Source organism: Streptomyces sp. R28 (assembly GCF_041052385.1).
In the GTDB taxonomy this organism is placed as follows: Bacteria; Actinomycetota; Actinomycetes; order Streptomycetales; family Streptomycetaceae; genus Streptomyces.
Genome location: NZ_CP163439.1, coordinates 8,271,816 through 8,285,492 on the forward strand (window position 1 = coordinate 8,271,816; position 13,677 = coordinate 8,285,492).

At 68.5% G+C, this 13,677-nt stretch carries 14 protein-coding genes and 3 pseudogenes; 7 read left to right on the top strand and 10 right to left on the bottom strand.

Translation table 11 applies throughout. The features are described from left to right. Positions 1–37: 37 nt before the first annotated feature. Together AB5J49_RS36225 and AB5J49_RS36230 are read right to left on the bottom strand one after the other, a co-directional pair. Positions 38–865 carry an ABC transporter permease gene (locus AB5J49_RS36225; RefSeq protein ID WP_369173069.1) on the bottom strand — a complete coding sequence of 276 codons (828 nt, stop codon included), beginning with the start codon at positions 863–865 and terminating at the stop codon, positions 38–40. Continuing rightward, the gene (locus AB5J49_RS36230; RefSeq protein ID WP_369173070.1) at positions 862–1,467 is read right to left on the bottom strand and encodes an ABC transporter ATP-binding protein; all 606 of its coding nucleotides are present in this window, start codon (positions 1,465–1,467) and stop codon (positions 862–864) included. The genes AB5J49_RS36225 and AB5J49_RS36230 overlap by 4 nt, the downstream gene beginning before the upstream one ends. Positions 1,468–2,113: 646 nt before the next feature. Between AB5J49_RS36230 and AB5J49_RS36235 the strand changes: the two genes are divergently transcribed. Beyond that, complete coding sequence (locus tag AB5J49_RS36235) at positions 2,114–3,430, top strand: hypothetical protein (RefSeq protein WP_369173071.1); 1,317 nt, start codon at positions 2,114–2,116, stop codon at positions 3,428–3,430. Between the two features lie 108 nt (positions 3,431–3,538). Here AB5J49_RS36235 and AB5J49_RS36240 read toward each other — a convergent pair whose 3' ends face one another. After that, entirely contained in the window at positions 3,539–3,811 is a 273-nt protein-coding gene (locus AB5J49_RS36240) for a hypothetical protein (protein WP_369173072.1), read from the bottom strand. 229 nt (positions 3,812–4,040) lie between these two features. Between AB5J49_RS36240 and AB5J49_RS36245 the strand changes: the two genes are divergently transcribed. Both AB5J49_RS36245 and AB5J49_RS36250 read left to right on the top strand, forming a co-directional pair. Then, entirely contained in the window at positions 4,041–4,547 is a 507-nt protein-coding gene (locus tag AB5J49_RS36245) for a hypothetical protein (RefSeq protein ID WP_369173073.1), read from the top strand. A 39-nt stretch (positions 4,548–4,586) separates the two neighbouring features. Further along, positions 4,587–4,862, top strand: a complete 276-nt coding sequence (locus AB5J49_RS36250; protein WP_369173074.1) for a hypothetical protein — start codon at positions 4,587–4,589, stop codon at positions 4,860–4,862. A gap of 78 nt (positions 4,863–4,940) precedes the next feature. Here AB5J49_RS36250 and AB5J49_RS36255 read toward each other — a convergent pair. From AB5J49_RS36255 to AB5J49_RS36270, 4 genes and pseudogenes are all read right to left on the bottom strand, one after another. After that, positions 4,941–5,234 (bottom strand): annotated as a pseudogene (locus AB5J49_RS36255) (ATP/GTP-binding protein); the annotation flags it as partial. Positions 5,235–5,378: 144 nt separating this feature from the next. Continuing rightward, the gene (locus AB5J49_RS36260) at positions 5,379–5,825 is read right to left on the bottom strand and encodes a hypothetical protein (RefSeq protein ID WP_369173075.1); all 447 of its coding nucleotides are present in this window, start codon (positions 5,823–5,825) and stop codon (positions 5,379–5,381) included. Continuing rightward, the gene (locus AB5J49_RS36265; RefSeq protein WP_369173076.1) at positions 5,816–5,980 is read right to left on the bottom strand and encodes a hypothetical protein; all 165 of its coding nucleotides are present in this window, start codon (positions 5,978–5,980) and stop codon (positions 5,816–5,818) included. The genes AB5J49_RS36260 and AB5J49_RS36265 overlap by 10 nt, the downstream gene beginning before the upstream one ends. A gap of 126 nt (positions 5,981–6,106) precedes the next feature. Next, positions 6,107–6,895 (bottom strand): annotated as a pseudogene (locus tag AB5J49_RS36270) (DNA ligase); the annotation flags it as partial. Positions 6,896–6,965: 70 nt separating this feature from the next. Between AB5J49_RS36270 and AB5J49_RS36275 the strand changes: the two are divergent. Beyond that, positions 6,966–7,517 carry a hypothetical protein gene (locus AB5J49_RS36275; RefSeq protein ID WP_369173077.1) on the top strand — a complete coding sequence of 184 codons (552 nt, stop codon included), beginning with the start codon at positions 6,966–6,968 and terminating at the stop codon, positions 7,515–7,517. Positions 7,518–8,422: 905 nt separating this feature from the next. On the opposite strand, the gene AB5J49_RS36280 is transcribed toward AB5J49_RS36275, so the two are convergent. Further along, positions 8,423–9,262: an alpha/beta fold hydrolase gene (locus tag AB5J49_RS36280; protein ID WP_046706109.1), complete on the bottom strand. Its 840-nt coding sequence runs from the start codon at positions 9,260–9,262 to the stop codon at positions 8,423–8,425. 68 nt (positions 9,263–9,330) lie between these two features. Here AB5J49_RS36280 and AB5J49_RS36285 point away from each other — a divergent pair, with 68 nt between their 5' ends. Then, positions 9,331–10,002 (top strand): TetR/AcrR family transcriptional regulator, encoded by a 672-nt coding sequence (locus AB5J49_RS36285; protein ID WP_369175371.1) that lies wholly within the window; start codon positions 9,331–9,333, stop codon positions 10,000–10,002. Between the two features lie 81 nt (positions 10,003–10,083). Here AB5J49_RS36285 and AB5J49_RS36290 read toward each other — a convergent pair. Continuing rightward, positions 10,084–10,429 (bottom strand): annotated as a pseudogene (locus AB5J49_RS36290) (IS5/IS1182 family transposase); the annotation flags it as partial. Between the two features lie 805 nt (positions 10,430–11,234). On the opposite strand from AB5J49_RS36290, the gene AB5J49_RS36295 reads away from it, so the two are divergent. Further along, positions 11,235–11,657: a hypothetical protein gene (locus AB5J49_RS36295; RefSeq protein ID WP_369173078.1), complete on the top strand. Its 423-nt coding sequence runs from the start codon at positions 11,235–11,237 to the stop codon at positions 11,655–11,657. Between the two features lie 216 nt (positions 11,658–11,873). On the opposite strand, the gene AB5J49_RS36300 is transcribed toward AB5J49_RS36295, so the two are convergent. Beyond that, a complete protein-coding gene (locus AB5J49_RS36300) occupies positions 11,874–12,476 on the bottom strand; it encodes a TetR/AcrR family transcriptional regulator (protein WP_369173079.1) in 603 nt (200 codons plus the stop codon). A 167-nt stretch (positions 12,477–12,643) separates the two neighbouring features. Here AB5J49_RS36300 and AB5J49_RS36305 point away from each other — a divergent pair, with 167 nt between their 5' ends. Continuing rightward, the gene (locus AB5J49_RS36305) at positions 12,644–13,357 is read left to right on the top strand and encodes an SDR family oxidoreductase (protein ID WP_369173080.1); all 714 of its coding nucleotides are present in this window, start codon (positions 12,644–12,646) and stop codon (positions 13,355–13,357) included. Positions 13,358–13,677: the final 320 nt, after the last annotated feature.

A 13,677-nucleotide genomic window follows, 5' to 3' on the forward strand; every position in this document is an offset into this window, starting at 1 on the left:
TGTCCGCGCGCGGGCTGCTGGTGCAGGGACACCATCCTCATCGATTCGCCGCCCTCCCGAACGGCACCGTGCCGGCATCCGCCTGTCGGCCGATCCGTACAGCGGCTGTCAGAGCGGACCGGGTACGCCGGTGGAAGGCCAGCAGGCCGATGAGGCCGATGGCGGTGAACCAGGCCAGCTGGACGGCGAAGTCCACCGCCGGCGCGGTGGAGGAGAAGCCCGCGGCTGTCGCGGCCTGCATGGCACCGTAGGAGGGCAGCCAGCGCACCATGTCGCTGCCCGCCCCTCCGCTGGCGAGGGGATTCTGCAAGCCCAGGTCCACGACACTGATCATCACAACGGCGAACATGCCCTCCACCTCCCGGCGCAGGAGCGTGCCGAGGGCGACGCCCAGCGCGCCGTAGGTCATCGCCGTGCAAAACAGCGCCGCGCCGAGCAGCACGGGCTGCCTGGGCGACCAGAAGCAGCAGATGACCGCGGTGGCGTAGGAACAGACCACCACTGACGCGATGACCAGGCAGGCGACCTTCGCCAGCCCCAGCGGAACCCGGGGGAACCCGGCCATGGACAGACGCCGGTCGAAGGCCCCATTGCTGAAGGTCGCCGCGAACATCATGAACCCGATGATCAGCGTGACCCCGTTCAGCGCCCCGGTGATCTGGGTGATCTTGTCACCTCCGGCGGTCAGCACGTGACCGGTGCCGTGCAGCCGGAACTGCACCGGCTCCTTGGCGATGGCCCAGCCAGTCATCATGACCCACACCGGCAGAAACACCGCCACGAGCAACATGGCGAACCGGTTCCTGGCGTGCTCCACCAGGCCATAACGCGTGGCGATCTTGAACAGCCGCATCCCGCGCCTCACCGCACGTCCTCCTGCCGTCCGTGCAGCACACCGTCCCGCAACCGCCACACCTGATCGAGCCGATCGGTGTCGTAGGCCAGATGCGAGACGACGAGGACCGATCGGCCGGCCACACGCAGGTCTCCGACCAGATCCCAAAAGCGCAGGTACGTCTCCCAGTCGAAGCCCTGGTACGGCTCGTCCAGCAGCAGCACCTGCGGGTCGTGCATCACCGCGAGCGTCAGGTTCAGCTTCTGCCGCGTGCCGCCACTGAGCGTCCCCACCAGGACGCCGGCGTACTGGTCGAAACCCAGGATCTCCATGACCTCCTCGGCCCGCCGCAGATCCGCAACGTCATAGGCCGCAGCGAAGAAGTCCAGGTGCTGGCGCACCGTGAACGCGTCGTTGAGCACCACCTGCTGAGGGCAGTACCCGAACCGCCCACCGTGCCGGACCGTGCCCCGGTCCGGTCGCAGCTCCCCCGAAAGGATCTTCAGCAGCGTCGACTTGCCCGCCCCGTTCTCGCCGACGATGCCCACCACCGACCCCGCGGGCAGCGCCACGTCGATACCGCGCAGTACCCTCCGAACGCCGTAGGAATGATGGACTCCCTCTGCCTCCATCAACGCCCCCCTCCCTCGGCCCCGCTGTAGGCCAGATGGATGTCCCACAACTGCCAACGAACCAACGGCCGCAAAGAAACGTGGCAAGGCGGGACCGGCCGTCACAGGAAGATGCTTGTGACGAGGGGATGGGCGGAGCGGAGCGCAGTGCGCGCCGGAGATCGGGGCGCACTCACCGGTATTGCGCGCCGGGCGAGGACCATCGCACGGATCACCAGCTCCCAGGGCAGCCCGCAGCAGATGATCACAACTGATCGCTCCGCAGAGTGACCGCAGAGCAACATCGGCGGCGTTTGCCGATAAGCGTGCTGATTTGCCTCCTGTGCTGCGTTGTCACATTCGGCTCACCAGCGAGTGCTTCCGCTTCGGCGTCGGAATCTGTCCACAGGCTGATCGTTTTGGCGTCCTTTCCGGGCCTAGGTGTCCGCTTTTGGCGGCACCGTCGCGCCCACGCACACCCGTGTACGAAGGCCGTTGGACGGCATGGCGCAGACGAAGTTCGACAAGCAGGTAGAGGAGACCGCCGAAGCCGTGATGTTCGGCATCGGCCGCTTCCTGGCAGGCCGGGACATGGACGGCATCAAGCGGACCGACGCCACGTTCTGGCGCCCCGGCACACGCGTCCTGCCCAAGGTCGAAGGCCGCGTTGGCCGGTCGTCGTACCGGGGCCGGGTGGCAGCGGCTCACCTTCCGCATCAGCGGTCTTGGTACGGCGGCCGGTGGCGGCTGGGGGCTGTGGGAGCACCAGGAGGCGGTCCGCACCTGGTGGGAGAACCCGGACGCTGTCCCCCTCGCGGCATTTCAGACCGGCGGGATCAGCGTGGCCTCCGCCGCGGCCGCCGGCGGACTCGCGTACGGGCTGCTGACCCGTGAGCGCCGCGAGCTGATGCGCGAGTGGGTGACGCCGCTGCACCAGGCGCTCGCCGTGCCGCTGGGGATCGCGGAGCAGACCGACCCGCGCCGCTACCTCCACGTCCCGCGCAACTTCAGCGACGTTGACGCTCAGATACGCGTCGACCTGCCGGTGTCCTTGCGGTTCTCCCGCGACCTGGTCGCCGACCTCATCACCCAGAAACTCGCCCTGGAGGGCGTGACGTTCTCCTGGCACCCGGCCGGACGCAAGCCGTATGTGCTGGTGAAGAAGACCCGCAAGCCCCCGAAGAAGGCCGCCTTCAAGGACCCCAAGGTGCTTGAGCTGGTGGCCAAGGCCCCGGAGTCCGCGCCCCTCATCGGCATCGGCACCGGAGGCAAGACCGTCGCCGTCGACCTGGACGCCGAATCACCGCACATCCTCGTCAACGCGAGCACGGGCGGCGGCAAGTCGGTGACCCTGCGCTGCATCACCTGCCAGATGCTCCACCATGGCTCGCAGGCCTTCATCCTCGACTACAAGCGGATCTCCCACCCCTGGGCGCGCGGCATACCCGGCGTCACCTACTGCGCCGACATCGCCGACATCCACGACGCCCTGGTCCAACTCGGCTGGGAAGGCCGGCGCCGAACACGCGTCGCCGACGAACTCGGCATCGACGCCGACCCGGACGACATCGGCCGGCTGCTGATCCTCCTGGAAGAGGTCAACGCCACCCTGCGGCAGCCGGCCCGCCACTGGGAGACGGTCCGCCAGCCGGGCGAGCTGAGGGTGTCTCCGGCTTTCACCGCGCTGACCGACGTCCTGTTCGCCGGCGGCATGGTCCGCATGCACGTGTTCTTCGACGGCGACCCCACCCTCAGCGTCCCCGGGCTGGAAGGCCGCGAGCAGTTCTCCACCGTCATCCTCGGGTGGGTTCCCACCGTCACCTGGCGCAGGTTCGCTCCGGCGGCCGGCCCTGCCCTCAAGGACCGCGGGCGCCTGAACCGGGGCCGCGTCCACGTCGTACAGGGCGGCGACACCGTCCGCCAGACGCAGGTGCTGAACCTGACCGGCCCCGAAGCCCTCGCGCGGGCTACCGGCGTCTGCTGACTGCGTCCGGACACACCACGGGCCCCGGGGAGACGACCTCCCCGGGGCCCGGTGTATGGAGTCGTGCTGTTCAACGACGGCGCGACGCCCTCGTCACGCCTCGGGCTGTCAAGGGTCCACCTGGCGCAGGCAGTACACGCACCTGGAAGCCGAGTCGACGCGGCCCATGCACTGACGGCAGTCCCCGCGTTCACGCACCGGCCCCTGGCCGTCCGCGCAACCCGGACAGGTCATCACCGGCTGCCGGAAGCCGAAGCTGACCACCCACCCCTCGCCCTGGGCGGTATCACGCGCCAGCTGCGAGACCTCGGAGGCGGAGCGCGCGTCGTCGCCGGTCTCCACCGCCAGATAGACGGCGCAGCAGTCGTCGGTGTCGCACACGACAGCCACTCCTGTAGGCATTCGATCCCCTCTCCAGCCTCAACTGCGCCCAACGGGAACCATCTTGCTCAAGTGCACGGCCTCGCACTGGTCTCCCCACAGAAAAGGCCGGCCACCGCTCGGGCGTCAGGAAGACGACGCCCCGGTACCCGGGCCGGTACAAGTACGCGGCCCGGGCGGTATGGCTCGGGGCACTCACCAGTCATCAGGAGCGCTGCCCACCCACGCGATGGACTGGCCGTCGCTGTTGTGCCCCCAGCGCGGTTCCTCCATCGAGGTCTCGTGCCCCTCGTCAAGGACGCAGATTCTCCCCCACCGGCCTGGACACCATCCCCCGGTCACGCACCGCGGCAACGTCGCCGGCATCCACGACGCCCTGGTCGGCCTCGCCTCCGAGCTGAAGCGCCGCACCGCCCTCGACGGTGACCTCGACGACGTGCCGCGCCTGATGGTCGTGATCGACCGGGCCGACGCCCCCCTGCGGCAGCTCACCCGCTACTGGGAGACGGTCCGGCAGAAGTACGACCTCAAGAAGTCCCCGGCCGTCGCCGCCCTCGAGGCCGTTCTGTACGAGGGGCGCTCGTCCCGACGGCGCGATCATCGCCACCACCGGCCCGCACCGGTGGGCAGGAGAGCCGGTCCGCGTACTGGACCTCACTCCCTAGCCCGCCCCGAGCACGTCTGCGCCCTCGCTGTGAGCGCCGCCCCTCCTTCTCCACGCCAAGTGCCGCTCTGACACAGTTCTCGTAGGTCAACTTGAGAGGTGGGACGGGAAATGGGTGCACAGTCTGAGGTGGTCAGTGAGGTTGCGGAGCTTGCTCGTCTGCAGCGCGCATTAGGGCGCTCCATGTTCTCGGTAACCCTCAAGCTGAATCCCGTCTTCATGAGCAGCAGTGGGGCAAAGGAGCAGGAAGACCTGTCGGACGTAATCCAGCATGTTGAACGTCACGGCTGGATGCTTGAGCAGACGAGCGCCTTCTCTAAGCTCGACGTCGGAGAGATGGTCCTCCTGGTCTTCCGAGCCCAAGCCATAAGTCATCCCGGCGTGTAGACCTGCGTCTAGCGAGACGGGCGAGATACGCGCAGCGGCAGACCTTCAGCGGCTTCGCCGGATCCGGCGGAGCCGCCGTCCCGGGGCGGCGCGGCGGGTGTGGGCGAGGTGGCAGGTCCGGCCGACCTGCAGCAGCGCGGTGGTCTTGCCGGTGGTGGCCGGCCCGGTGACGATCGGCGACGGCCGGGCGGTGGCGTGCTGGTGCCGTCCCAGAATCATCAGCGTGTGTACCTGGCGTGCCAGGGTCTCGATGGCCGGGGTGCGCACGGTGACGAACTGCGAGTGGTAGGCCAGGCGTTCCTCCAATGGCCGTGCCTGGCCCGGCTCCGGTGGCGTCGGGGCCGTTGCCGCGACGCCGAGTGCCTGTCGCATGCTCACCAACACGGTGTGGTCATGCCGCAGAGTGGCCAACTGCTGCTGGGGCAGGAGGATCGCCCACGCTGTGGTCGCCCGGGCAGCCGGTGTCTGTGAGTGGCTCCCGTATGCCGATGGTATCCGCGGACATGTTCAGGCCGTTCAGCAAGGCCAGAACCCTGCCATCCCGTCCCCGTCCATGCCCGCGGTACCACCGTCGCGTTGTGCGCGGAGCTCGAATTCGTCAGGCAGCAGGTCCGTGCCTTGTGAGAAGTCGGAGTCCGGGTGCGGCAGGCTGTCCTGCACCGGATGGGGGAGCAACTCGATGCCCTCGGCGCCGGGAGCCTGACCGGGCGCGTCGGCGAACTCGCCCGGAGCGACCGTGAACGCCGAGTCCCCTTCGCGAAGGATGCCTTCCAGCTGGCGGGCATATGAGAGGGCCTTTTGGCGGTGCTGCCAGTGTGCCCCCTGCAGTGCTTGCTGTACGCAGCCCAGGGTGGCGTCGATGACCTCCAGGCGCAGCATCGGGTTCATCCGGTCATCCAGATTGGCCGGCTCGTTGTACGGGTCGCGGCTCTTGAGGATCCTGGACGGCAGCTTCAGCCGCACCGCCACGGGCTGGCCATGTCGTAGTTGCGCAGAACCTCGTACAGCCAGTCACGGATGGGCACGTCGATGCGGTCCGGCACACCCTCTGCCCACAGGGGCTCCGGCTCGGTCTTCCCCGCCAGACGGTCAGTCAGCCGTCTCCATGTGCTTGTCACAAGGTCGACTGCATGGGGGCCCTGATGAGATCACGACCGACTTGTTCACGGCCGAATGCATGGGAGCGATCACGTGCCACCCAGCATGGGTTCGTGGGCGGTGTGACTACATGGCCCTGCCACGGGTCAGCGCAGGCGGGCCACGGTGACGACCGCGTGCCGGGTCGTGCCCGCCACGACCTCCACCACAGTGTCGCCCCCGGCGGGTGTGTAGGCGTCGCCGGCCTTCGTGAACGCGCGCCCGGGTTGGGGGACCAGGCGCGGGGCGACGACGGAGGAGAGCGCCGTGGTCAGTTGCTGGGACAGCGCTACGCGTCCGTCGGGCAGCCGCACGGCGAGTGCCTTCGGGTGCCGGGCTGTGCCGGTGAACCCGACCACGGCTGCGTCGACCGTGTCCGCGTGCCTGATCTTCACCCACACGCGACCCGCCTTGTAGGCACCCCGCAGCGGCTTCGCCACGATCCCCTCCACACCCGTTCCTTCGAGCGCCTCGTACCAGAGCAGCGCCTCGTCCAGGTCGGTGGTCGACCACACCGGCACGACGGGAGGACCGGCATCGGAGAGCACGTCCAAGAGGACCTGGCGGCGCTCCACGTACGGACGTGGGTGCAGGTCAGGTTTGCCTGCCGCAGGATGGGCCAGGATGTCGAACGCCACGTACGTCGCGGGGTGCCGGTCGGCGAGCTCCCGGGCTCGGCGCGGTCTGGAGAGCGCGCGGGACTGCGCTGCCTCGAAGCTGATCCGCGCGTTGCAGTCGGCGTCCGATTGGTACACCACTGCCTCGCCGTCCAGGATCACGCCGGGCGGCAGGTGCATGGCGGCCACGGCCAGATCCATCCAGAGCGCGGTGACGTCGCGGCCGGTCCGCGACTGCAGCCGGACACTGTCCTCGGTCCGCCACAGCACGGTCCGGTGGCCATCGACCTTCGGTTATGCGCTGTTGAGCTGTCCACGGACTATCGTCCAGCGTCATGTCGATCACCGGTTGGCGAGCGCATTTCACCCGTCGAGACCTGGCGTGGCCGCGCGAAAAGGCCCGTTCATGTGGGAGTTCAGCTCCCTGTTCGCCGATCTCGGTGAGGGGTTGGACGATCTGGGGGTGCCCGAGGGGCAGCCGTTCCTGATCAGTCCGGCGGGCGTGTACGACGTGGCGCTGAACCGGTATTTCTCGGTGTGGCCGGCGTCTTCGCCGTGGAACACCCAGGCCGCCCATGCCCGGGACCTGCGCACGTACTTCGACTTCCTGTGGTTCGCGCGAGGCAGGCGGGACTGGCGTGATGCGTCCATGGACGACCGGGCGGCGTTCGAGTGGTGGCGGCGTCGTGATGAGCGTGGACCTCGTTTGGAGGACACGAGTTGGGACCGGGAGGTGTCCACGGTCAACCTGTTTGTGGGCGATCGAGCAGGACCTCGTCAGGGCCAATCCCATCCGTCAGCGCGCGGCTTCGGTGTGGTCGCCGTGGCGGGGCGGGGCTGGCGGCACGATGGTGTGGCAAGTGCCAGCCGAGACGTCGCACGGGGCCACGACGCGAGGTGAAGTGGCTGCCACCGAAGTCGTATCGGCTTTGGCGCAATGTCGGGCTGTGCGGCTTCGACTCGAAGGAGATGCCAAGGCGCGGGTTCCCGGTGAGCGTGCGGGACCTGCGCGAAGTCGAGCCGGTGGGGCTTGCGGTCCGCGCGCAGCCATGCCGGCGGAAAGGACGCTGGGCGTGGCGCGCAGCCGACTACCGATGATCAAGGAATCACCGGCTGGACAGCGGACGAGATCCAGACCGGCGTTGCGCTGATGACCGAGCTCGGGCAGCTCGGCGAGGGCGGTCGGGCCCTGTACGACCCTCGTCTCGGCGAGCGGAGCCTCTGGGACTGGTCCGGCGACTCTCCCTGCCGCCCCCGGGCCGACTCGCCCAGCAGACCGGCCCGGGGCACGCTGGAAGGAGCGGCGTCGCCCACGTCGTCAAGGCCGGCAGCGAGGACGTCGAGTGGCTCTACCCGGACCCCACGATCGAGCGGATCGCCGCCCAGTGGCTGGAACTCAGGCGCTCTTCGTCGTGGTCACCGACGGCGCGGCCGGCGCCCACGTCTTCCACGCCCGTGCGGCACGTATCAGCCGTCCCGGCCTGCCGGAAGGTCGCAGTGGTGGACACCGTGGGAGCGGGCACGGCAGCCGGGCGATGGCGCACCCCGCCTCGATCACGAAGGATGCGCCTACCTCAGCCAGCCGCTCCGGCGGCCGGGGTCCGGCCTGCCGGATTCTCGCGCAGCTGGTCAAGCCGGCGGAATCGGCGACGATCCGTTGGCCGGACTGTCTTCCGTTTCGACCACGGGGGCGTAGAGGACTCCATGGCCTGGGAAGGTGTGCGTGTCGCATTCCGGGGATGCGGTGAGCCTGCGGCCCGTCATCACGGACCAGGCGTCAGCGACTGCACCGAAGCCCTGCAGGCGTTACTCGTCGAGGAACTGAAGGGCGTGCTTCAGGAACCGCTCGGGGTACTGGAACTGCGCTCCATGCCCGGCATCGGGGTAGATCAGCAGTTGAGCGTTGGGGATGTTCTGGGCGAGGTGCCAGGAGTTGATCGAGGCGATCATCACGTCGTTCTCGCCGTTGAGGACCAGCGTCGGCTGGGTGATCGCATTCAGGTGGGTGTAGGGATTCTCGCCCGGCAGCGGTTCCGCATAGGCGATCACCGCTTCGACCTGCGCCTGCGCGACTGCGGGCGAGGCCGGCGTGTCCTGGTCGGCCCGCTGGTGACGCCGCTCCCAGAAGGCCCGGCCGGCTTCGATCGCGGCTTCCGAGCGGCCGAAGAACAGGAAGAGGAAGTTCTCCAGGACGTGGACCGGATTCAGCGCGTGGTCAGGCACCTGGGGGTCACTCGTCGGGTCCCCGCCTCGGAGGCCGGTGCCGAGCAGGAGGAGCTTGCGCACCAGCTGAGGGTGGCGCAGCGTGACCTCCTGTACCTGGAAACCGCCGATCGAGAAGCCGAGCAGATCGACCTGCTCCAGCCCCAGCGCCCGGATGACCGCGGCGATGTCGTCGGCCATGTCCTCGATCCGGTTACGCGGCGTGCCGGATGACGAGGCGATGCCGCGCCCGTTGAACAGGATGACCTCGCGGCCTTCGGCCAGGCCGTCGGTGAGCAGGGGGTCCCAGTGGTCCATCCCTCCGCGGAAGTGCTGGACCAGGAAGATCGGGACGCCGGAGGGCTTGCCCCAGCGTCGGTAGGCGAATCGGTCGCCGTCGACCTCGATGTACTGAGTCGGTGCAGTCAGGTGTGTGTCACTCATGGCCTGGCCCTTTCTGTGGCGGGTGAGCAATACGATGACGATCGTCATCTAAAAAGTCAAGCACTTTGATGTCGATCGACATCTATGTATGCTGGACCGTCGAGCGTCGACCGAGGAAGGGACGGCTGGACATGCGGGTCACCAAGGCACAGGCAGAGCAGAACCGTGCCCACATCGTCGCGACAGCCGCCAGGCTGTTCCGTGAGCGCGGCTATGACGGTGTCGGCGTGGCAGAACTGATGGCAGCCGCCGGGTTCACCCATGGCGGGTTCTACAAGCACTTTCGCTCCAAGGCCGACCTGATGGCCGAAGCGTCCGCAAGCGGGCTCTCGCAGACCGTGGCACGGACAGAAGGTGTGGACCCCGCCGAGTTCGTCGAGCGCTACGTCTCGCGGGAGCATCGCGACGGGCGCGGCGACGGCTGCACCATCGCGGCCCTCGGCGGCGACGCCGCACGTCAGCCGGCGGACATCAAAACAGAGTTCGCAGCCGGGATCGAGAACCTACTGACGGCCCTTCAGTCCCAAAGCGATACGCCGGGGGATGCGGACCAGCGCGCGGCCCGCATGATGGTGATCGACATGCTCGCCCATTCGGTCGGAGCGGTCATGTTGTCGCGGGCATGCCCGGACGGTTCTCCGCTGGCGGACGAAATCCTCGATGTATGCCGCAAGGAAATTCTCGCGTCACTGGCGCAGGGCAACAGCGACCAGCCGGCGGCAAGGAGTCCAGAAACCTGACCGCAGCCGACCGACGCAAGCCCAGCTCAGTACCATGAGCAGCACGAGGCCGGCTCCCAGTCGCCTCAGTACGAACACCGGCAGGACCACCCCGCCGCCCTTTCGGGCGACCTTCTTCAACGCGCGGTCCAGGCGCGGGGCGCGGGTGGCCAGCAGGCCCACGACCTCGCGCACCCGCCGGCTCACGGTGGTGCGGTGCACCCCGTTCCCGCCGGCCAGATCGCCGGGCCGCTGGTCACAGCGCAGCACCGCCAGCATGATGCCGGCGATCTTCCCGGCGGGCAGCGCCCGCCACCGCGAGGCGATCTTCTTCAGGCGGCCGCGTATCAGGCCGGCGAGAATAGTTCAAGGTCGCGCTCGACAGCGGCAGGCGGGCGGTGTGGACAAGGCCGTCAGAGCCCTCGGTGAGACCGTTGTTTTTCTTCACACCAAACTCAACTGCCGTCGGAGGCCCGCCCGTTACGGCCTGCCCGCGCAGTGCAGGACCGCCCGCCCGGCCACCTTCACCGGTACCGGAGCGACAGAATCGGCCGCCTCGGCGTCGGCGTTGGGCCTGCTCGGCCAGGCAGTTCAACACCCGCTCGGCGATGGCCAGTTTGTCCCGCTTGACCTCGACCTCCTGAAGCTGCTTGGTCAACTGCTCGGCGAGGGCGTCCAGTTCGCTCCGGCGGGCGGTGATCCACTGCCGCTCCTGCATCCCCGCACCCTCCCGCGTTCTCAAGGCGTGCCGACCTGCTGACGGATCGTAGGCGGGGGTCGGAGGCAGGCGCAGCCGAACCCGGCATCCCGCCAGAACCGGACCGGCCCGATGATCTACGCCATGGTCATCGGCCGCCGACCGGCGCGATTACCCCACTCGTCACTCACACCAGAGCCGCGACCTGCGACTTCACGATGCACACCACTCAGTGGGTGGAGTGGCGCGGCGGCCACGCCCACGAGTTCCACGCCGCATGACGTCCGGGCGGCGGCAGCGGCCGGGCAGGGTGGTCCTGCCTGGCCGCGCTGGCTACTCCCAGGGCCGTGGCAGCGCGTTCCACAGGGCTCGGAGCCAGTCGGGCGGGTGATGGCGCGTGCTGTGGTCCAGGCGGTGGCGGCTCGGGGGTGTTGTAGCAGGCGCTGGTGGGTGTGGTGCGCGGCGGCGAGTTCGGACACGCCTTGGGTGTGGACGGCGGAGGTGAGTCGCAGGTCGGGAGTGGCTTGTTGGTGGCGCGGACACATCAGCCGGTGCAGTGACGGGTGGAGCCACGCGGAGTCGGTGGCGCCGTTTCGGGGACCTTGACCTACTTCTGGCGTCGTTCGACACGGCGCACGGCGATCACGCCACCGCGCGCGGCGCCCTCGTCGACTTCTACCTGTCGGCCGAGCACCGTGACCAGCCCGGCACCGGTTGCCCCACCGCCGGATTCGCAGGGGACATGGCTCGCGAGCCCACAGCCGGGGAGATACGCGAAACGTACGCGGCCGGAGTCCAGGAATTCGCCGCGTGGATGTCCACCGACGCCAACGACGGCCTCCCCACGGTGGCCACCCTGGTCGGCGCGATCCTGCTAGCCCGCGCCACGGCGGGCACAGAACTGTCGGAGGAGATCCTGGAATCGACCCACAAAGCCCTGACCGCACCACAGGGGCCTCGACCCGGAATCCTGGGGTAAGGGGCTGTGCGACGGGGACTCGACGCCACGTAGGCAGGCAATCTCCGAAATCCCAGCAGCACGCGGTGGCGTTAGCCCTCCGGCCGCCCGCCCCACCCCTCCGGCCATGTCGGAATGGGCAGTAACGGCCGGATGACCAGCCATTTAGGGATTCGGGTCATGACGCAGCCGAGGACCACCCGGATGGTCGCCTGGGCCTGAGGCTGGGGCCGTGCTTCAGCGAGGCAGCAGGACGTCGACCTGCCTGCGGATGTCCTGCATGATCTCCTCGACGCTCAAGGCGATGTTCACGCTCGCCGCCATGCTGAGGAACATCACGGCGGACACGATGTGTGCCAGTGTCGCGGCGTCGCCCTCTGTGACCCGCTGGTCTCGGCGCAGCACGGCGGCGATGGCCTCCTCGGTCTGCGCGACGATGGCAAGTGCTTCGCCGTGCCGGGGCTCCTCGGGGTCGCCGAAGGCCATCTCTCGCAGGTAGGTGCGTCCGTTGTCGATCTGGGTGCGGTTGCACTCGACGATCGGCCGGACGATCGCCAGCACCGCGTCCAGCACGCCTGGGATGGCCTCGGCGTCCGCCCGGCCCTGCTCAAGTGCTTCGGCGTACTTGGCGTTCTGGACAAGGAGGAGGAGTTCGCCCTTGGTCTTGGCATAAAGGAACAGGGTCCCGGTGCCGATGTCGGCCTGGTCGGCGATCTGCTGGGTCGTGACCTCATCGACGCCGTGTTCGGCGAACAGTTCACTGGCGGCAGCGACGATGCGGTCGAGCTTTTCCTGCTTGTTCCGCTCGCGCCGTCCGACCGACTGGGAGGCGACAGACATGGGCGGTGTCCTCCAGGGATAGATTCTGACTGCAATCAGTTATGATTGCAGTCGCTATCGCGTGGGCTCGAATGTGGCTCCGCTCATTCTCCCACGGCCGGGCGAGGAGTCATTGCTCCATCTGTGCACCGCCACGCACCTCACATCCCCTTGGCAAGAAGGAACCAATGCCCTCTCTCGATGGAGCAGTCGTCCTCGTCACCGGCGCCAATGGCGGTCTCGGCACCCACTTCGTCCACGACGCCCTGGCACGCGGCGCCGCCAAGGTCTACGCCACCGCCCGTTCCCCCCGCGCCTGGGACGATGAACGCATCGTCCCCCTGACCCTGGACGTCACCGACCGCGCGTCGATCGCCGCGGCCGTCGCCGCCGCGGCGGATGTCACTGTGCTCGTCAACAACGCGGGCGCCATCCCGCCGAGCGCGAGCCTGCTGGACGTCACCGAGGCGGACATCCGGGCGAACATGGAGACGAACTTCTTCGGGCCGGTCTTCCTCGCCCGCGCCTTCGCACCGGTCCTCGCCGCCAAGAAGGGGTCCATCCTCATCGACGTGCACTCCGTTGCCAGCTGGTATGCCTTCGGCGGCGCCTACAGCGCGTCCAAGGCCGCACTGTGGTCGGCCACCAACTCGCTGCGCATCGAGTTCGCACCCATGGGCGTCCACGTGACGGGTGTGCACATGGGCTACGTCGACACCGGTATGGCCGCGCACGCTGACGGACCCAAGATGCTGCCGACGCAGCTGGTGAGGACGGTCTACGACGCCGTCGAGGCCGGAGAATACGAGGTCCTGGCCGACGAGTTGACCAAGGGGGTCAAGGCGGCTCTGAGCGGCCCGGTCGAGGCGCTTTACCCGGACCTGCACAGCACGGACGCCTGAGTTTGTTCTTCGGTCCCGACGTGATCTCTTCACGCCGGGCCCTCGTGATCCATGGCGTTCTTGGCCGGCCGGTGTCGAGAAGGGGTGCACCGTCGCGGCCGTCGAGCGGTGGATGACATCGGCGGTCGATCCGGCAGCAGCCCGATCAGCAGCGGGGCACCACCGTGGTGACAGACCATCGCGGCTGTCGGGCCACGGGCTCAGGCGGTGCCAGGCACCGCGAGGTCGGCCCGGGCTGTGTCGGTGAAGCTCGGTCAGGCCATGCTCGGCGCGCACTCGTCCGCGCATCATCCGGTGTAGTTCGTCCAGCGACCGCCGAG